The sequence below is a fragment of the Lacticaseibacillus pantheris DSM 15945 = JCM 12539 = NBRC 106106 genome, assembly GCF_001591865.1.
GTDB lineage: Bacteria > Bacillota > Bacilli > Lactobacillales > Lactobacillaceae > Lacticaseibacillus > Lacticaseibacillus pantheris.
This window is the reverse complement of sequence record NZ_BCVS01000004.1, coordinates 41,647-60,379: the sequence shown is the minus strand read 5'-3', so window position 1 is coordinate 60,379 and position 18,733 is coordinate 41,647. Positions and strand designations below refer to the sequence as shown.

Sequence of the window (18,733 nt, the reverse complement as noted above, 5' to 3'; positions counted from 1 at the left end):
CTTCATTAGCATTGGTGACCATGGAGTACCCCACGAAAGCCGCAGCTCACCGGTTCGACCGACACCGCCGCCAGATACTACCGTAGCAATCACGGCGCAGGGCACGTAAGCCGCAACCCCAACCCCCGCCCGCGCGTTCGTAACCCCCCAGCCCTAGACCAGCTGGGGGGTACCGCGGAGTAATTTCGATTAACGTTGACAATGGTGACCACCTACATTAGACTGAGTACAATTAAATATTGCCTTTAACTAAGTCCAGAGAGGCTTGGAAGGAATCGCGCCTCCGCGGAGGCAACTTGATGATTGCGTAACGCCTTCCGTCCATTCTCTGGACGGGGGCGTTTTTTTGTGGCCGTAGGGGCGGGCAGCCGTCCCCGGTTACACCAAGGAGGAAATCGGTTATGACCAAAGAAGTCGTAGACGCTGTCACCATGCAGCGGGCACTAACCCGCATTACATACGAAATTATTGAGCGTAACAAGGGGTTACGCGACCTGGTATTTGTGGGTATCCAAACGCGGGGCGTGTACCTCGCCCAACGTCTCGCCACCCGCATGGAGCAATTGGAGGGCGTCACGGTACCAGTCGGATCGCTGGACATTAGCAACTACCGCGATGATCGCGAACCCGCCGGTAGCCAAACGAACGTGGACACGAGTGAGTTACCCGCGCACCTCAACGACCAGCACGTGATTTTAGTTGACGACGTACTCTACACCGGCCGGACAATTCGCGCGGCGTTAGACGCACTCATGACATACGGCCGACCACGCATGATCTCCTTGGCCGTTCTGGTCGACCGCGGACACCGTGAGCTACCCATCCGGCCCGACTTTGTGGGGAAAAACATCCCCACAGCACAGGATGAGCAAATCAAAGTCAGCGTGAGTGAAATTGACGGTCAGGACAACATCACCATTAGTAGCGGCAAGGAGGCCCACCATGAGTAAGCAAAACCCTAACGACGGCATTGTACTTGGCATTCACGACCGCCCCGGCTTCGGCCAGTGGGTGGGCTTATCCATTCAGCACTTATTCGCCATGTTCGGCTCCACGGTGCTCGTTCCGTTGATGGTCGGGCTTGACCCGTCCATCGCGTTGTTCAGTAGTGGGGTGGGCACCCTGATGTACATCCTCATTACCCGGGGCAAAATTCCAGCGTACATGGGGAGCTCGTTCAGTTTCATCACCATGATGGAGTCCCTGATGAAGGGTGCCGGATACCCGGCAATTGCCCAGGGTGTTGTGGCCGTCGGCGTAGTATACTTAGTGGTGGCGTTAATCGTCAACTTTGCCGGTAGCGCCTGGATTGACCGCGCGTTACCGCCAGTTGTGGTCGGCCCCATCGTGATGGTGATTGGCCTGTCGCTGGCCACCACGGCTGCCACCGACGCCACCATGCGCACCACGGCGAGCGGGGCGAGTGTGTACGACATTCGCTACTTTGCGGTTGCCATGATTACTTTGGCACTCACCATCATCTACAACATGTTCCTCAAACGTTTTATCAGCTTACTCCCGATTTTGCTGGGCATCGTGAGCGGGTATATCGTCGCCATCTTCTTTGGCCTCGTGGATTTCAGTACCGTGGCTAAAGCTGGTTGGTTCAGCTTGCCACACTTCCAAGTCCCGTTCCTAACGTACCACCCGCAATTTTACTGGGGAGCAATTCTATCGATGGCGCCCATCGCCTTTGTCACCATGACCGAACACATGGGCCACATCATGGTGCTCAACAAGCTGACCAACCAGAACTTCTTTAAGGATCCCGGCCTCAACCACACGTTAGCGGGGGACGGGACGGCTTCAATCATTGCCGGTTTGGTCGGCGGGCCAGCCGTGACTTCTTACGGTGAAAACATCGGTGTTATCGCCATGACCAAGGTACAAAGCGTCTGGGTCTTGGGTGGTGCCGGCTTCTTCGCCATCGTCTTCGCCTTCATCGGCAAGCTATCGGCCCTGATTGAATCCATCCCCGGGCCAGTAATTGGCGGGATTAGCTTCCTGCTGTTCGGGGTCATCGCCAGCAACGGTCTGCGCGTGTTGATTGACAACCGCGTTGACTTTAACCGCAAGCGCAACCTCATGATTGCGTCCACCATCCTGGTTATCGGGATTGGTGGGGCCAGTCTCCAATTCGGCGGGTACACGTTCTCCGGATTGGCGGTTGCCACGGTGCTGGGTATCCTGCTAAACTTTGTGCTACCGGCTAAGGCCGCTAACGAAGAATAAACTTTCAAAGGGGTGAACCCCATGCAACGCTATCTCATACTCGAAGACGGTACCGCATTTGCCGGCACCGGCTTTGGTGCGTCCATCGTGTCTTCAGGCGAATTAGTCATCCAAACGGGAATGACTGGCTACCAGGAGACCATTACGGACAAAGTGAACACCGGGTGTATTATCGCCTTCACGGTGCCAACCGTCGGGCTCGTGGGCGTAAACCGGGATAATTACGAAAGCATTGATCCCTCCATTCGCGGAGTGGTGGTCAACGAACTGGCACACGTAACGGCTCACCAGGGTGGTAAAATGTCGCTCGCGGACTTTCTCGACCAGCTCGGGATTCCCGGCATCACCCAAATTGACGTCCGGGCACTGCGGCGACATATTGATGCAACCGGGCCGCAGAAAGCCAGCATCGTGGACGCGGCCGACGAACACGCCTTTGACCAACTACGGGCGCTGGTACTGCCCCACAATCAAGTTCAGCAGGTATCGACTGAACGCCCGTACCCATCACCAGGGACCGGTCGGAACATCGTGGTGGTCGACTTTGGCTTGAAGCACAGCCTGCTACGTGAGTTTGCGGTGCGCGATTGCAACCTGACCATTGTCCCTGCAACCACCACGGCCGAACGGATCCTGAACCTGGATCCCGATGGTGTGGTGCTCAGTGACGGCCCCGGAGACCCCGAGGATAGCCAGGGTGCGCTACCGATGATTAGTGGTATCCAGGAACACCTACCGTTACTTAGCATCGGACTAGGGTACGAGCTATTCGCCATGGCCAACGGCGCCACCACCAAGCGTTTGGCGCACGAACACCACGGACTCAACTTTGCCGTCCGGGAAGTCGCCACCGGGCGGATTGACATTACTTCGCACGATCACAGTTTCACCGTCGATCCGGCCAGCCTCGAACATAACGAAGAACTGTTGATTACGCACCTCAACATTCTCGATCAAACGGTTGAAGGCCTACGCCACCGCCGCTTTCCGGCATACGGGGTGCAGTTTCAGCCGGAGGGGGCACCGGGCAGTAACGATGCTGACCACGTTCTGACTGAGTTCATGGAGTTAATTGACGCCGAGAAGGACAAAGCGGGGAAGGAGGCGACGCGGTATGAGTAAAACGGTCCAGAGTATTCTGGTTATTGGGACCGGCCCAGTCGGTTCAGCCCAGCCCACTTCATTTCCGGCGGCTGTTGCCACCGCGTGTCAGGTACTAACCGCAGCCGGCAAGGACGTAACGCTGGTCACCAGCGATCCTAACGCCCCGCGGGACAACCACATCGCCGGTCGTATCTTCGTCGCACCGTTAACCGTTGACTTTATCAGCCAGGTAATTCGCCGTGAACGTCCGGACGCCATCCTCGGGACCATTGGCGGCCAAAGTGCCGTGCATATTCTGCGCCAGGTCCAGCAGAGTGGCCTGCTTCGTCAGCTTCACATCCCCGTACTCGATACTAACGACAGTATCCTGAACACGCTGGAAGACGGCGAGGCTTTCCGCCACTTTTTGGGGGAACAGCATTTACCAAACCCTGAATCAACGTACATTAAGTCGGATAACCAGGCCACTGACGTTGCGGATAAAATCGGCTACCCCGTATTAATGCGTCGGGGGGCTAACCGGGGGATCGCCAACAATGCGGACGAACTGCGCCAGTTGATCAGTAATACCGACCACTGGGGCCGGTTACGGATTGAGCGGGCCATTAACGGTCTGAAAGCGGTGGAGTGCGTCCTCGTTCGGGACAACAACAATACCAAGCTACTGATCGGAACCACCGAAAACTTTGATCCGGTGGGGGTCAACCCGGCGAACACCATTGTATTGTCGCCGGCCCAAACCATTACGGACCACGAACGCAACGTGTTACGCGCCGCGGCTTTCCGTGTGCTCGACGCGTTGGACATTCGTGGTACCGCCACGTTCTCCTTTGCCCTCGACGACACGTCGGCCGACTGGTACCTACTCAAAGTCCGGGTGGGGACCACGTGGGCGACGGAACTCACCCAGACCGCGACGGCCTATCCCATTACCGAGGTGTCCACACAAATTGCGCTGGGTCGCAACGTGGATGAAATCGAAATTGGGGCGGGTGTGCCAGCCGTTATCGAGCCCACCCAGGACGCCATCATGACCCGGTTCCCCCAGTTTGGTGAGGACCACCTCAACGGCGCGACGCTCGGGCCACAACTAGTAGCGAGCGGCGCAATCTTGGGAGCGGGAGCGAACGCTGAGAGCGCCATCCTGGAGGGATTACGCATCCAGCTCGGCGCAAAGCTGACGGCGGACGTCGTACCCGCCACCATTACCAATTGGGATGACGGGGAGCTGACCCAGCACATTATTCGGGCCAACGCGTTGCGGTTACCCACTATCTGGTCCGCCTTTGACCGGGGGTACACCCTCGACGAACTAGTGGAATTATCCCGTATTAACGTGGGGTTGCTGGCCATCGTGCAACACTTGTCGCAGTTGCACCAGCAGCTCACGAGTCACCCCGGCGACCTAGACTTGCTACGGGAGGCGAAGCGGTACGGCATTACCGACGCGGCAATTGCTAACCGCTGGGACATGACCACTGACCAAGTAGCCGCGTTACGCGCCGAACTCGCCATTCAGCCGACGTTTAAGGCCATTGATGGCGGCGGCCAAATCATCAACGCCTCCCGGTCATACTACAGTAGCTTTGGTGACGAAAGTGAACCGCGGGTAGGTACCAAGCCGCGAGTTGTCATCGTTACACCGACCAGCACACACCTATGGCTTAATGAGGCGCAGGGTGCTGTCACCGCTGCTTTGGCAGACGCCATTACGCAGGCTGGCTACGCGCCAGTCATGATTACCAACAGCACGGTTAAGCAAAACGTAGCGGGCGTCCGGCGGTACCTAGCCACCGGCAGCACCGAGGAAATCCTGACGATCATCCACCACGAGGACCCCATTGGCGTTATCTGCCAGGCTAGTGGTAACGACGGAGCCGCGCTGGCAGGGCGGCTCCGTGCCGCGGGCATGAACGTACTGGGTAGCAACGCCGACTCCGTTACCACCTTTGACCAATCCAAAGCTGGTGCGGCCGTCGCGGGTGAGTCGGACAGCGACTGGGAAGTTAGCCTTGACTTCACGGCTAGCATCGCACCTGGTAACACGCACCTGGCCGTGGACGCGTTGAGCGACGGCGAAACCGTGGCCGTCCTCGGCGTGATTAACAGTTTGGAACACAACGCGGACGTTGCCGGCACGGTGCTAGCAGTCACGCCGCCACGCAAAGGGGTGGCCGCACTCACACGACGCGTCACGGCCATTACGGTCAACCTGGCCAAGATGTACGGCCTGATTGGCTTTGTGCACACGGAGTTCGTGGTGAACGGTCACCAAATCATCGTGCGCCGCGTTGCACCCACGGTTAACGCCACCGTACCGTTCCTAGCCAAGACGACTACCGTTGACTTTGGTTCATTGGCGGCGCACGTGTACCTGGGCAACAAGCTGGCTGACTTGGGTATCGCGTCCGGACAACTGGCCCAGGCTGACGGGGTGCACGTACTGTTGCCGGTTTACCGCCAGGGCTTGCCCGCACCGGATACCGACAGGCCCGAAATGGTGCAAACGGGTGTGGTCATGGGCAGCGATACCGCGCTGGGCAAAGCATTGATCAAGGCGTTTGCTGCGGCACACCAACCGTTACCGGACCACGGGCCCATTTTGCTCGACCTCGCCGACGACAAAGCCAGCGCGTTGGCCGGGCGGTTGCGGGCGCAAGGTTTCCAGATTCAGCCTGACGGGACCCGCATCACGCGAGCCAACGTTCGGCTCGTTATCACCGATTCGCCCAGCGCAGCTGTTAGGGCACAAGCGACTGCCCGGACAATTCCAATCATCAACAGCGTCTGTGCGGACGCCATGTTACGGGTCTATGAAGCCCGGGCGTTCTCGCTCGAACCACTACCACCAGTTAGTTGGTAATATTATTTACACACAAATACCCGCTCAATCTCCATAAGGACATTGGGCGGGTATTTGTGTACTAGCTAGACTTTACATGGTCGGTTGTTGCCGCAGTTTATCCACCAGCTCGGTGGTTGGGGTCACACTCAGTGTCCGTTGGCCCGTGTAGATGACAAAACCGGGCTTGCTGCCATTTGGCTTGCGAATCCGTTTGACGGGGATGTAATCCACCGGTACGTTGGCCGATTGCCGCGCCTTAGAAAAGTAGGCGGCTAAGGACGCGGCCTCGGTGAGCGTGCGTGCACTCGGGTCGTTAGACTTGACGATGACGTGAGAGCCGGGGATGTCCTTCGCGTGCAGCCAAACATCGTCCTTGGCCGCGCTATGCAGGGTTAGCTGCTCGTTTTGCAGGTTATTCTTACCCACCAGGATGGCGGTGCCATCACTGGCCCAGAATCTTTCAGGTGGAGCCACTTTGGGCTGCCGTTGCTTCTTAGCTTTGCGCTGGAGCCGAATGTAGCCGGCATTGGTGAGTTCAGTCTGAATATCCACCAGGTCTTGCGGGGCAGCAATCTCCACCATGGCCTGGACACCCTGCAGGTACTCAAGCTCGGCCTGCGCCTCAGCCATCTGCTCGTGCACGTGGCTCACGGCTTTGCGTAGCTTTTGATACCGTGTGAAGTACTTTTGCGCGTTCTGGTTAGGCCCTAATTCCGGGGCCAACGCGATTTTGATGGGGCGCATGTCGTCGTAAAAGTTAGGTAACTCGACCGAGTTTGCGCCACGGGGAACGTCGCGCAAATACGTGGTTAAAACCTCACCACGGATACGCAACTCGTCCGCCCGGTCACTTTCATCTAACGTGTGCTGCAATTTCTTGAGCTTCTTGGTTAGCCGCTCGGTATTGGTTCGTAATACGCGAATGAGCTTGCTCCCGACTTCCTGCACGCGGGCTCGTTCAGCGCGTTGGGCGTAAAAGGCGTCTAGGAGGGCCGATAGCGTGGGGTACGCGTGGGCGTCGCCGTCAACCGTTCGCAGCGGTGTGGCAGCAAACTGTGGCTTCTGAGCGTCAATCAGCACTGGCTCTGGGTGGTTAAAGGCATCAATCAGACCGTCCCAAGCAGCTTGTGGGAGGCCGTGTTGTAATCGGGTCGCCATTTCGACGGCCGCGTCACGCCCAAAGCCTTGGAACCGGGACTGGATGGCTTTAGCCAGTGCGCCAGTATCCGAACCTGCCTGTTCCACCAACGGGGTGTAGTCTGCTGGTTGCGCCGTGAACGGATCCAGTTTATCTTGATAAGGAGGATCAACGTACTCCGCTCCCGGGAGCAGAATCCGGAACCGGTTTTCATCCGGATGCACGTGGCGAATAAGCTCCAAAATTTTGTGGGTCCGTTGGTCAACCAGAATGACGTTACTGTGGCGACCCATTAATTCAACCACCAGTCGTAGGGAGACGGAGTCACCGAGTTCATCACGTGTGGCAAAGTCAAAGTAAATAATCCGGTCGGCGCCGACCTGCTGAATGTCGGTAAGCGTTGCGGCAGCGAGGTACTTGCGCATTGCCATTGTGAATGGCGTGGGCACTTTGGGGTTGGCAAAGGGGATGGTAGTAATCTGTACCCGCGCCAATTCAGGATTGGCTGAGAGCAACAGGGTTTGCGTTTTACGGTTAGCACGAATACTGAGCATCAATTCGTAAGGGTAGGGTTGTGAGATTTTCATCACCCGACCAGATTGTAGTTCGCCCTGCAGTTCGCGCACCATCGCGTGGGTAAATAATCCGTCAAAGGACATGGTGTGACCTCCTTAATTAGCTCATTTCATTGTACTAGTAGTTTCACCATGGTGCAAAAATATGTTCGTATTGATGGGAAATACGGACACGAATGCCGGCAGGGTTTTCAGAAAAATGCTGTTGGTGATTGTGCACCACGGTTGTCAATCGCCCGCGGGTGGAAAATAGCCTTAACATTGGTTCTGTGTTATAGTACTTGGGTATAATTTTGAAGGAGCTGGTCCACGTTATGAAAATTGCAATTGTGACCGATAGTACTGCTTATCTTTCCGATGAAGAAGTACGGGCCAACAATATCACCGTCGTACCCATTCCCGTAATCCTGGACGGACAGGTATACGACGAGGGGAAGGACATTACCCCAGCAGAATACTACACCAAGTTACGTTCCGCCAAAACGTTTCCCAGTACCAGCCAGCCGCCGGTAGGTGAGATGATTCACCTTTACGAAAACCTAAGGAATGAAGGCTACGAAAAGGTTATTAGCATTCACTTGGCCAACACCATTTCCGGTTTTCAGCAAACTCTACGTACAATTGCACCCGAGATTGACGGACTAGAGGTCACCGTATACGACTCCCAAATTACCGTTAAACTCATGGGTTGGTTGGTACTTGAGGCAGCGCACATGGTCGAAGCGGGTGCTGACGTGCCCGCAATTATTGAACGCTTGGACGACTTGCGTGCATCGATGGGCGAATACTTCATCGTTAACGACTTACAAAATCTGGTCCGTGGTGGGCGGTTATCCAACGCGGCCGGTTTTATCGGCGGCATGCTAAAAATCAAGCCATTATTAACGTTCGACGATGAATCGCACAAAATTGTGGCGATTGAAAAGATTCGGTCGTTAAAGAAGGCGTACGCGCGTGCGGAAACCTTATTCCAGGAAGAGCTGGACCAAATCGACTATCCGGTCCGCGGTCTGGTGATTCACGCCAACGATCCCGATGCCGCCGCCAAGTGGCAAGCAGACCTCACGGAAAAGTTCCCCGAAGTACCCTTTGAAACCTCTTATTTTGGGCCAGTAATCGGCACCCATTTAGGCGAAAAGGCCATCGCAATTGCATGGATGAAGGACTTTACCAAAGCGTAGTGCCGCAACCAAAGGCGATTTAATTGCACCATTTAATTCTGCAATTATTATATTGTATAATGTAGACGCTGAGTGAGCGTCTATTTTTATGCTTTCAAAATTTTCGAATTAGAAGGGATACACACTATGCTGAAACGTCCTCAAACAACTGGTCAGGTATTGAGTAGCCAAAGCGTCTATAACGGACCCATTTTCAAAGTTTTGCAACAAACAATTAAAACTCCCGATGGCCTCACCGTCCATCGTGACCTAGTGGAACATGGTGAAGCAGTAGTCATGCTGGCCATGACGGCCGACCGACAGCAAGTACTCGTTAACCAGGAATACCGGGTGGGCCTCAATGGTGAGGCGATTGCGCTGCCAGCGGGCCTGATTGATCCAGGCGAGGATCCGGTGACCGCAGCCAAACGGGAACTAGCCGAAGAGACGGGGTATATTGCATCAGATTTACGACCGTTCACAAGCATGATGGCGTCTGAAGGCTTTACCAATGAACGTATTACTGCCGTGATGGCTACAATTGATCCTAATCAGCGGACAGAACGCCACTTTGACCAAGACGAATTCGTCACTACAAACCTGGTGCCGTTTACGGACCTCGTGACGGCCGTACGTGACGGCGAAGTGACCTCAGCACAAACAATCGCTGCCGTCAGTTATTACTTGGCCTTTATTGCGTCAGCCCAATAGCGATGGTAATCGCAGAAAAACTCCACGAGGATGCGCTATGAACATTAAACAAACAATTAGCAACGATGAGCTACGGGTCAAAATATTCAAAGCGTTGGCAGACGAAAGCCGGTTAGCAATTGTTCGTTTGCTCCACGGTGTGGGTCACGAGATGGATTCCACATCAATTGGTGAGCAACTGGGCATCAGCAAGTCAACCTTGTCGTACCACTTAAAGCTACTCCGTGAAGCCGGATTGACAACGACACGACGTGCAGCGCAGACCCGGTATGTGGGCATTAACAGCCAAGTTTTTACCGCGGTGTTGCCAGGGTTTCTGGGCACATTGTAGTCATATACGGTAGCCATACGCGATTTGCCGGTACCAGCAGTTCCTCACGCACAAACTGGGCTAGTGGGGGGGGCTTGCTGCGGATTGGTAATAATCGTTTAATTCTAGTTTACATAATATATATTATCCGAAGAAAACACAACGGAAGATTATTAAAGGCTGGCGCGCAGATTCGCCCGCCAACCGCGCCAACATCTTTCAGTCCCACTAACTAAGATTGCTCGCAACTAACCCAGGCGCACTGCTCAGTTTAAAATGCTGCATGATTCAAGCTTCAATGCATCCTGCCAAACACCGAGTATTATTTTCCCACGTATGTACCTGTCTAAATTACCGATTTACGCCAGTGCTAATCAAAGTGATTGCATTCGTCTGGTTGACCAGTCCACGGACCAATACCGTCGAAATCACCCCAAAATCGTCCTCTCAGACTCGAAATTCAGCGATACACGTCACTACTAATTCACGTTTGGTTCGAGCTACAAATTCATTATTAAAACACCTGCACATATCGGCTTGCATGAGCGGGTCTCGGTCACTGACGCCTATATACCAATTACCGCCGTAACGTGATTATGACCAACAAAATCGCGATTTCGCAATAAATACATAACGCGATTCAACAGGCACATGGCTGACATCATAAGTCTTTAGTCTGCCAACATCCTTCTGCTGGGTGTAATTCGCGTTTTTTTCAGTTTAATTCGCTAAGTTTAAAACCTGATGACTGACAAACTAATCAACATGGTTCCCGCAATGGCGGCGTTATTCGTTCGTTAGCTTTTCGTTGGCTTAATGACTTCTATGATCACCAGCAAAGACCAAATTGTATTGTAAACAGATAGGTCACTATAAAATTACAGGGTAACAACCAACCTTTGCCTCCACGGGCAGTGAACACCCCACCTACCCCACCCTATACCAAAAGCAAGGGTGGGTTAAATAAGTTACCTATAACCCACGCGTTGGTTGCCCACGCTAATATCTATCCGCAAAAAAATAGCGCCCCACAAAGAGAACGCTACTTTGCAAACTTAATCGTTTTAGCCGTTGTATGCAGCCGTCAATGGTGGTACAACTTGCTTCTTACGGGAAACCACACCCGGAAGTGCAATCCGCCCCTGGTCATCAAACTGCTTGCCAAACGCAGCTTCAACCTTACTGTGGTCACCTACAGCAAAGCCAACCGAGTCACTGTTCAGGATGTCCGTCGCAATAACCAAGAACAGGTCGTAACCCTCTTTGTCAGCTTCAGCCTTCATTGCGTCCTCAATCCCCGCCTGACGGTCGTAAACTTCTGACAGGTCCACGGTGTTAACCTGGTCGATACGCACGTGGGTGCCGTTCATATCAAAGCTCTTGGCGTCACCATCAATGAGATCCTGGTCAGTACGAGCGCTGAGGTTGGTCCCAGCCTTCAGCATCTGCAGCCCGTATTCCTCCAGGTCAACACCAGCAATCTTCTGCAGTTCTGCAAAGATGCGCCGGTCTTCATCGGTGGTCGTGGGGCTCTTCAGCAACAACGTGTCAGAAATCAAGCCAGAAGCCATCAACCCAGCAATCTGTGGGCTGATTTCAAAACCGGCTTCTTTGTACATGTGGTAGATAACCGAGTTGCAACTACCTAAAGTTTCTAGACGCATGTTCAGCGGTGCGGCCGTCTCAAAGTTGGCTACTCGGTGGTGATCCACCACGTACTCAATTGTGACCTGGTCACGGTCCGGCACGGACTGCTGGGCTTCGTTGTGGTCAACCAGCATCACCGTATCCGTCTCGTTAGCGGCGGTCTTAATTACGCGTGGTGCTGCCTGCTTAAAGTAGTCCAGTGCGAACTGTGTTTCTGCACTAGGCGTCCCCAGTGCTACGGCTTCAACGTCAGTGTTGCCGTTCTGACGCTGGTACTCGGCGAAGGTAATGGCACAAGTAATGGCGTCTGTATCAGGACTTTGGTGCCCGAAAATCAAAGTTGTCATGAAAGCGTTGCTCCTTTGTGTTTAATCAATGGCGTGTGCTACCTTTTATAGTCTACCACGCGTTGCACTGATACGAGCGAAGTAATCCTTCTCATCCAAATATTCTTTGAACTGGTCCAGGAATCCGGCAATTCGTGGAATCTGGTCCTTCCCGCGTCGGTAAACGAAGCTGAGTTCAAAGTGAATACCAGGCTTAAACTGAGATGCTTCCGCTTCAATATCGTCCTTGTGGGCACCGTAAAAGCTAGATGGCAACGCCGTGTTCACGTGCGTCATGTTCGAGAACTTAGCCAACTGGTATGGCGTCGTGAAGCGTGCCACCGGATCGGGCATGGTGACTAACTGGTTCTTGTACGTCTCGCCTAACAGGTGGGACAAGAAATAGTCGGACGGGTATGAAACCCACGGATAATTGGCAGTTTGCTCAAAGCTGATGCGCTTCTTACCCTCCAGCTTGGCACCATGGTGTAGGTAGAGTAATTCTTCATCGAAAATTTTCCGGGATTCGTACGGCTTCCAGTTCTTAATCGAATCATCTGGCAGGTACATCACGGCCAAATCAATCCGGTTGTTCTCGAGACTCTCCCAAATTTCACGCCGGGTCATCAGGCGGAAAGTAACGGTGATATCTGGGTGCTTTTCATAATACTGCGCAATGAAGTCGGTAAACACGGCATCCTCAATTGATGACAAGAACCCAATTGAGATTTCCCCGGAGTTGGCACTAGTAGTCCGTTGGATTTCGTCCGTCGCGTTGTTCATGACCTCATAGATTTCCTGGGCAGCCGTCAACATCGTGGCCCCAGCGTCTGAAAGGTGCAATTTTTTACCAACGGAGAAAAACAATGGTGCACCCACCGATTGTTCCAGCTTCTTAATCTGCTGGGTCAACGCTGGCTGGGTAATTCCCAGTAATTGGGCTGCCTGCGTGTAGTTCATCGAATCTGCTAACTGCATGAAATATGCCAAAGTCTTGGCTGAGAACAACGAATCGTGATTTGTAGCCATAAGCAATCTCCTCTAGTTTAGTTGAGCTTTCACCGACGACCAGTGGCAGCAAAACGCGTTTCCAACCGCCCTCTGTGCATCCTACTTGGCTCTAATTTATGCTCTAATAGTTAGAATAAGTTATCGGGCCGCCAAAAACAATAGTTTCTGATTATTTTCTTATAATTTTTTTGCCACGCCCGTTATACCTGCACCAAATAGAAAGCGTTCGCAATGCCTATGTGCAAATAAAAACCGCCGACACCAATTTGTCGACGGTTCGTTTTGTCAATCACGGTCGTGGTTTCGCCCACAACAAATTCTCATCATTATTAGCGCTACTCCGCGGTGTCATCATCACCGGTAGTTGCATCCAAGTGTGGTACCACTGCGACTGGCGTACCGACCATATCCGTATCGATAATGAATGATCCGTTACTATAACGGTCACTCAGCGGGTGGTCCATCGGTTTGATGTTAGTTTGCGTCCCCTGGTCTGTCGTCACGTCCAGAGTCATCCCACTCGCCAACAAGACCATTGCCACGATGCGGTGCGGTTCCTTCTTCAGTTCGCGCAAAATTTGCAGTCCCCGCTTGGCACGACTGGTTACTGGTACTTCGCTGACGCGCATCCGTTTGAACGCCCCACGTTGTGTGAGAATGCCCACCGTCGCCCCATCAGGGTTATCGAGCACGGCAAAGTTAGCAACGGCATCATCGGGTTTGAGATTAATAAGCTTCACACCCGCCGCCCGCGCGCCGCTAACCGGAACTTCGTCCAGTGCAAAGGTTAACCCATAGCCAATCTTGGTGGCAACAAAGACGTACAGCTCCTGCGCACCGGCGGCGTTAAAGTACACGTCCGTAACGGTGGCCGCCGCCTCTTTGAGTTTAATGGCCACAATGGGTTTGCTCTTATACGTCCGGGTTGGCTGTAATTCCGCCAGTAACGTTTGCTTAATGTACCCGTCGCTGGTCCCGATGGTGAACGCACCGTCGCCGTCCAGCTTATCAAAGGCGTACACCGCCAGTACTTGCTCATCCGCCGCCAAGCCCACAGTCTGGCTCAGGTGCTCACCCGAGTCCTTCCACTTGGTGTCGGCCAGTTCGTGTACCTGGCGGTAAATCATGTTGCCCTTGGTAGTGAAAATGTACAGGTGCGTCAGGGTGGACAGCTGCGCCGCATAAACGGGTGCGTCCTCGTCCTTCAAGCCGTTAACCTCCGGACTAACCGCCTGAAAACTACGCAAGCTACTCCGCTTAACGTAGCCATCACGTGATACCTGCACCATCACTTGCTCATCCGCAACCAACACGGTCGTATCCACCTCAAGTGTCTCCACCTGGGCCTCAATTTCCGTCAGCCGGTCGGAACCGTAAGTCTTGCCAATGGCCTGCAATTCGTCGGTAATTACCTTGTCGCGGACCGCCGGTTTATTAATGATGTCCTGTTGCCGAGCAATTGTTTTGGCCAGCTCGGCCGCTTCCGCCTCAAGGGCAGTCACGTCCGTGTTGGTTAAACGGTACAGCTGCAGGGACACAATGGCCTCCGCTTGCGCCACGGTGAAATCGTACTCCTTCACCAGGTTGTTCTTGGCGTCAGCTTTGTCCTTACTACCGCGGATGGTCTTAATAACCTGATCCAGGATGGACAGGGCCTTGATTAACCCCTCGACGATGTGCGCCCGCGCCTGGGCCTTAGCTAAATCGTACTGGGCGCGCCGGACTACCACGTCGCGACGGTGTTCCAGATACGCTGCCAGCAAGGGCTTTAGCCCCAGTTGTCGCGGCTGGAGGTCGGCGATGACCACCATGTTGAAGTTGTAGGACACCTGCAAATCGGTGTTCTTGAAGAGGTACGTCTGGATACCTTCAGCATTGGCGTCCTTCTTTAGTTCAATGACCACAGACAGTCCGAAACGGTCGCTTTCATCCCGGACTTCAGCAATGCCGTCAACCTTCTTGTTCACGCGCAGCTCGTCAATTCGCTTAACCAACTCAGCTTTGTTGACTTCGTACGGGAGCTCCGTCACGACGATCTGCTGGCGGTGACCTCGCATCTCCTCAATGTGAGTCTTGGACCGCACCACAATTTTGCCCCGGCCCGTTTCGTACGCCTGGCGAATGCCGGCCAGACCCTGCACAATGCCACCGGTAGGAAAATCGGGACCCTTGACCTTGGTCATTAGATCGTCCAGCGTTGCGTCTGGATTTTGCATCAGGATGAGCAACGCATCGATAACTTCGCGGAGGTTGTGCGGCGGTATTTCGGTTGCGTAACCAGCTGAAATACCGGTCGAGCCGTTCACCAGCAAGTTAGGAAAGGCAGCCGGTAAAACGGTGGGTTCCTGCTCGGTATCATCAAAGTTCAACACCATATCCACGGTGTCCTTATCGATATCCTTCAGCAGTTCGCCCGAAATCTTAGATAGGCGGGCTTCCGTGTACCGCATTGCGGCCGGCGGATCACCATCCATCGAACCGTTATTACCGTGCATCTCCACGAGGGGTACACGTAACTTCCAGTCCTGTGACAAGCGAACCATGGCCTCGTAGATTGAGCTATCACCATGAGGGTGGAAATTACCCATGACGTTCCCGACGGACTTAGCCGACTTCCGGAACCCGTGATCATAGGTGTTGCCATCCTTATTCATGGCAAAGAGGATCCGGCGTTGCACGGGCTTTAACCCGTCGCGCACGTCGGGCAGCGCCCGCTCCTGAATAATGGATTTGGAGTACCGGCCATAGCGGTCACCCATAATGTCTTCAAGCGTTAATTCTTGAACGTTATTGGCCATAACTCACTACTTTCCTTTCCGCTTATTGAGTTGCTTCTTGATGGTCTGCTTCCCAAACTGCATATCGGCGTGGTCAGTATCGGACTCCAGGATGGAACCCTCATCGTCCAACGTGAACTTCACGTTGTGCTCAATCCACTCACGGCGGGGCTCAACCCGGTCACCCATGAGCGTAGTCACCCGACGCTCAGCCAGAGCTGCATCATCGATGCGTACCCGAATCAGTGTCCGCGTTTCTGGGTTCATGGTCGTCTCCCACAACTGGTCGGCGTTCATTTCCCCCAGACCTTTGAACCGGGTCAGACTGTAGCCCTTGCCCATTTTCTTAGCCTCGGACTCCAGCTCCTCGTCGGTCCACGCGTACTGGATGCGTGTTTTATCACGCACACCTTTGGACAACCGGTACAACGGCGGTAGCGCAATGTACACCTTGCCGGCTTCGATCAGCGGCCGCATGTAGCGGTAGAAGAACGTCAGTAGCAAAATCTGGATGTGCGCGCCGTCATCATCGGCATCGGTCATGATAATAACCTTGTCGTAGTTGGAACTGTCGACCTCAAAGTCGCTCCCGACACCGGCACCGACCGTGTAAATGATCGTGTTAATTTCGGCATTCTTCACGATATCGTCCAGGCGCGCCTTCTGGGTGTTGAGCACCTTACCACGGAGCGGCAAAATCGCCTGGAAACGCCGGTCACGACCCTGCTTGGCCGACCCACCGGCAGAATCACCCTCGACCAGGAACAGCTCATTCTTGGCGGCATTCTTACTCTGTGCCGGCGTAAGCTTCCCCGATAGGAGGCCCTGATCCTTTTTGCGTTTCTTGCCGTTACGGGACTCATCCCGGGCCTTGCGGGCAGCGTTACGTGCCTCACGCGCCCGGACAGCCTTCTTGACCAGCTCCTGGGCGGCATCCCCGCCCTCCATGAGCCAGTAACTGAGCTGCTCGGCCACCACGTTTTCAACTACAGGGCGGGCTTCCGGGCTCCCCAGTTTGGCCTTGGTCTGGCCTTCAAACTGGAGGAGTTCCTCCGGCACGCGGATCGCCAGGACGCCGGCGAGCCCTTCACGGACGTCGCTACCCTCCAGGTTCTTATCTCGCTTCTTCAGCAGCCCCACCTTACGGGCAAAGTCGTTGAAGGCGCGGGTCATCCCCGCACGCATCCCCGCTTCGTGCGTCCCACCATCCGGTGTCCGCACGTTGTTAACGAACGACAGAATGTTTTCGGAGTATCCGTCGTTGTACTGTCCGGCAAAGTCGACCACGATGCCTTCTTTGTCACCCTCAAAGTGCATGACCTGTGACATCGTGTCCTTACCTTCGTTGAGGTACTCCACGAAGCTCTTCAGCCCCTCCGGATAGTGGTATTCCTCCACCCGGGGTTCATCAGGACGCTCATCAGTCAACGTAATCTTGATGTCCTTCAGCAGGAAGGCCGACTCACGCAGGCGTTCAGCTAGGGTATCAAAGCTGTAGGTAGTAGTCTGAAAAATGGTCGGGTCGGGTTTGAACGTGATGGTGGTCCCGTTAGGTTCGTTCACCTTACCCAGTTTTTGCAAACCGTTACCGTCTGGGTGCCCGCCGTTAATAAACGTCTCGGTGTAGGCGCGTTTGTCACGCACCACGCGCACCGTGAGCGACTCACTGAGGGCGTTCACGACGGAAGAACCGACACCATGCAGACCCCCACTAGTCTTGTAACTGTCCTGGGAGAACTTACCACCTGCGTGCAGCACGGTGAGGATAACCTCAATTGTTGGTCGGCCACTGGCGTGCGTACCCGTAGGCATCCCCCGTCCGTGGTCCACAACGGTAATACTGTTATCTGGGTGAATGGTGACGGCAATAATGTCTCCATAACCGGCCAGCGCTTCATCCACCGCGTTATCTACAATTTCGTAGACCAGGTGGTGCAGCCCACGGGCATCGGTCGAACCGATGTACATCCCGGGACGCTTGCGCACGGCTTCAAGGCCCTCGAGAACTTGAATCGACGAATCGTTATAAGCATCTACTGGTTTCGCCATAAATCGACAACCTTTCCTTTTACACAATAATGTTACTTTACACCACTAAGGCAACCCACTCCAAATATTTCGGTAGCGAAAGTATGTTCGTATTGACCAATTAATTCTACCCGGGTGCCCCAAGACTGTCAAAATAAATTCTATCCGTTACACCCGGCGCGGTGCGCTCACTATGCAAACATGCTAAAATGTTAGCTTGAAAGGAGTGGCGATATGCTACTTGTATTAGCGTTTATTCTCTCATACTTATTGGGTTCGATCCCCTCGGGCGTGTGGATCGGTCAAGCACTATACCATAAGGACGTCCGTACCGCCGGCAGCCATAACATTGGGACGACCAACGTCTACCGGGTGCTCGGCCCTGTAGCCGGCACCATCGTCCTGGCCATGGATATCCTCAAGGGAACGCTCGGGGCGAGCTTACCCGTCATGTTTGGTTACCACCAGCACTGGCTCATTCTGGTGTGTGGTGTTGCCGCCGTGGTGGGTCATACCGCCAGCATCTTTATCGGCTTCAAAGGTGGCAAAGCGGTCGCAACCAGTGCGGGAATTTTGTTAGCATATAACCCCGGCTTCTTCCTGATTGCCTCCGCCCTCTTCGTTTCATTCATTCTGTTGACGTCGATGGTCAGCATCGCCAGTACGTCCGCCATTACCATCGTGACGTTCATTAGCTGGTTTGGCTACCATGATCCGTTGCTCACCACCATTGCGGGGGTGCTGACGGTGGTCTTCTTTATCCGGCACCGGGCCAACTTTGCCCGCATTCGGGCCGGTAAGGAAAACCTGGTTCCGTTTGGCCTGTACTACTGGTACCGACAGCGACACCAGTAAGTGCTGCCCGCACA

13 protein-coding genes are annotated in these 18,733 nt (G+C 54.2%); 8 read left to right on the top strand and 5 right to left on the bottom strand.

Annotated elements, in window-relative coordinates; genetic code table 11:
- Window positions 1-401: 401 nt before the first annotated feature.
- The 4 genes from pyrR to LPA02S_RS01265 are packed head-to-tail and all read left to right on the top strand — an operon-like array spanning window position 402 to window position 6,199.
- Entirely contained in the window at window positions 402-950 is a 549-nt protein-coding gene (gene pyrR, locus LPA02S_RS01280) for a bifunctional pyr operon transcriptional regulator/uracil phosphoribosyltransferase PyrR (protein ID WP_054650494.1), read from the top strand.
- Window positions 943-2,232, top strand: a complete 1,290-nt coding sequence (locus LPA02S_RS01275) for a uracil-xanthine permease family protein (protein WP_056956919.1) — start codon at window positions 943-945, stop codon at window positions 2,230-2,232. Before pyrR ends, LPA02S_RS01275 begins: the two co-directional genes overlap by 8 nt.
- 21 nt (window positions 2,233-2,253) lie before the next feature.
- On the top strand, window positions 2,254-3,354 hold the full coding sequence (locus LPA02S_RS01270) for a carbamoyl phosphate synthase small subunit (protein ID WP_056956922.1): 1,101 nt from the start codon (window positions 2,254-2,256) through the stop codon (window positions 3,352-3,354).
- Window positions 3,347-6,199 (top strand): ATP-binding protein, encoded by a 2,853-nt coding sequence (locus tag LPA02S_RS01265; RefSeq protein ID WP_054650496.1) that lies wholly within the window; start codon window positions 3,347-3,349, stop codon window positions 6,197-6,199. The genes LPA02S_RS01270 and LPA02S_RS01265 overlap by 8 nt, the downstream gene beginning before the upstream one ends.
- Before the next feature lie 72 nt (window positions 6,200-6,271).
- Here the strand turns inward: LPA02S_RS01265 and LPA02S_RS01260 are convergent, their stop codons facing one another.
- Window positions 6,272-7,978 (bottom strand): NFACT RNA binding domain-containing protein, encoded by a 1,707-nt coding sequence (locus tag LPA02S_RS01260; RefSeq protein WP_056956924.1) that lies wholly within the window; start codon window positions 7,976-7,978, stop codon window positions 6,272-6,274.
- Between the two features lie 230 nt (window positions 7,979-8,208).
- On the opposite strand from LPA02S_RS01260, the gene LPA02S_RS01255 reads away from it, so the two are divergent.
- The 3 genes from LPA02S_RS01255 to LPA02S_RS01245 all read left to right on the top strand — a co-directional run bounded on the left by LPA02S_RS01255 (window position 8,209) and on the right by LPA02S_RS01245 (window position 10,096).
- On the top strand, window positions 8,209-9,075 hold the full coding sequence (locus LPA02S_RS01255) for a DegV family protein (RefSeq protein WP_056956926.1): 867 nt from the start codon (window positions 8,209-8,211) through the stop codon (window positions 9,073-9,075).
- Between the two features lie 126 nt (window positions 9,076-9,201).
- Complete coding sequence (locus LPA02S_RS01250; RefSeq protein WP_056956928.1) at window positions 9,202-9,765, top strand: NUDIX hydrolase; 564 nt, start codon at window positions 9,202-9,204, stop codon at window positions 9,763-9,765.
- A 37-nt stretch (window positions 9,766-9,802) separates the two neighbouring features.
- On the top strand, window positions 9,803-10,096 hold the full coding sequence (locus LPA02S_RS01245; RefSeq protein ID WP_054650498.1) for an ArsR/SmtB family transcription factor: 294 nt from the start codon (window positions 9,803-9,805) through the stop codon (window positions 10,094-10,096).
- A gap of 1,043 nt (window positions 10,097-11,139) precedes the next feature.
- Here the strand turns inward: LPA02S_RS01245 and LPA02S_RS01240 are convergent.
- From LPA02S_RS01240 to parE, 4 genes are all read right to left on the bottom strand, one after another.
- Entirely contained in the window at window positions 11,140-12,069 is a 930-nt protein-coding gene (locus tag LPA02S_RS01240; RefSeq protein WP_056956930.1) for a manganese-dependent inorganic pyrophosphatase, read from the bottom strand.
- Between the two features lie 45 nt (window positions 12,070-12,114).
- Window positions 12,115-13,077 (bottom strand): LysR family transcriptional regulator, encoded by a 963-nt coding sequence (locus LPA02S_RS01235; RefSeq protein WP_056956932.1) that lies wholly within the window; start codon window positions 13,075-13,077, stop codon window positions 12,115-12,117.
- Window positions 13,078-13,394: 317 nt separating this feature from the next.
- A complete protein-coding gene (gene parC, locus LPA02S_RS01230) occupies window positions 13,395-15,857 on the bottom strand; it encodes a DNA topoisomerase IV subunit A (protein ID WP_056956934.1) in 2,463 nt (820 codons plus the stop codon).
- A gap of 6 nt (window positions 15,858-15,863) precedes the next feature.
- Window positions 15,864-17,885: a DNA topoisomerase IV subunit B gene (gene parE, locus LPA02S_RS01225; protein ID WP_056956936.1), complete on the bottom strand. Its 2,022-nt coding sequence runs from the start codon at window positions 17,883-17,885 to the stop codon at window positions 15,864-15,866.
- Between the two features lie 213 nt (window positions 17,886-18,098).
- On the opposite strand from parE, the gene plsY reads away from it, so the two are divergent.
- Window positions 18,099-18,719: a glycerol-3-phosphate 1-O-acyltransferase PlsY gene (gene plsY / locus LPA02S_RS01220; RefSeq protein WP_054650500.1), complete on the top strand. Its 621-nt coding sequence runs from the start codon at window positions 18,099-18,101 to the stop codon at window positions 18,717-18,719.
- The last annotated feature ends 14 nt before the right edge of the window (window positions 18,720-18,733 follow it).

Coding starts and splice junctions, on each gene's coding strand:
- LPA02S_RS01245 (WP_054650498.1), top strand. CDS start 9,803: ATGAACATTAAACAAACAATTAGCAACGATGAGCTACGGGTCAAAATA.
- LPA02S_RS01255 (WP_056956926.1), top strand. CDS start 8,209: ATGAAAATTGCAATTGTGACCGATAGTACTGCTTATCTTTCCGATGAA.
- parC (WP_056956934.1), bottom strand. CDS start 15,857: ATGGCCAATAACGTTCAAGAATTAACGCTTGAAGACATTATGGGTGAC.
- LPA02S_RS01240 (WP_056956930.1), bottom strand. CDS start 12,069: ATGACAACTTTGATTTTCGGGCACCAAAGTCCTGATACAGACGCCATT.
- plsY (WP_054650500.1), top strand. CDS start 18,099: ATGCTACTTGTATTAGCGTTTATTCTCTCATACTTATTGGGTTCGATC.
- LPA02S_RS01265 (WP_054650496.1), top strand. CDS start 3,347: ATGAGTAAAACGGTCCAGAGTATTCTGGTTATTGGGACCGGCCCAGTC.
- LPA02S_RS01260 (WP_056956924.1), bottom strand. CDS start 7,978: ATGTCCTTTGACGGATTATTTACCCACGCGATGGTGCGCGAACTGCAG.
- parE (WP_056956936.1), bottom strand. CDS start 17,885: ATGGCGAAACCAGTAGATGCTTATAACGATTCGTCGATTCAAGTTCTC.
- LPA02S_RS01250 (WP_056956928.1), top strand. CDS start 9,202: ATGCTGAAACGTCCTCAAACAACTGGTCAGGTATTGAGTAGCCAAAGC.
- LPA02S_RS01235 (WP_056956932.1), bottom strand. CDS start 13,077: ATGGCTACAAATCACGATTCGTTGTTCTCAGCCAAGACTTTGGCATAT.
- LPA02S_RS01270 (WP_056956922.1), top strand. CDS start 2,254: ATGCAACGCTATCTCATACTCGAAGACGGTACCGCATTTGCCGGCACC.
- LPA02S_RS01275 (WP_056956919.1), top strand. CDS start 943: ATGAGTAAGCAAAACCCTAACGACGGCATTGTACTTGGCATTCACGAC.
- pyrR (WP_054650494.1), top strand. CDS start 402: ATGACCAAAGAAGTCGTAGACGCTGTCACCATGCAGCGGGCACTAACC.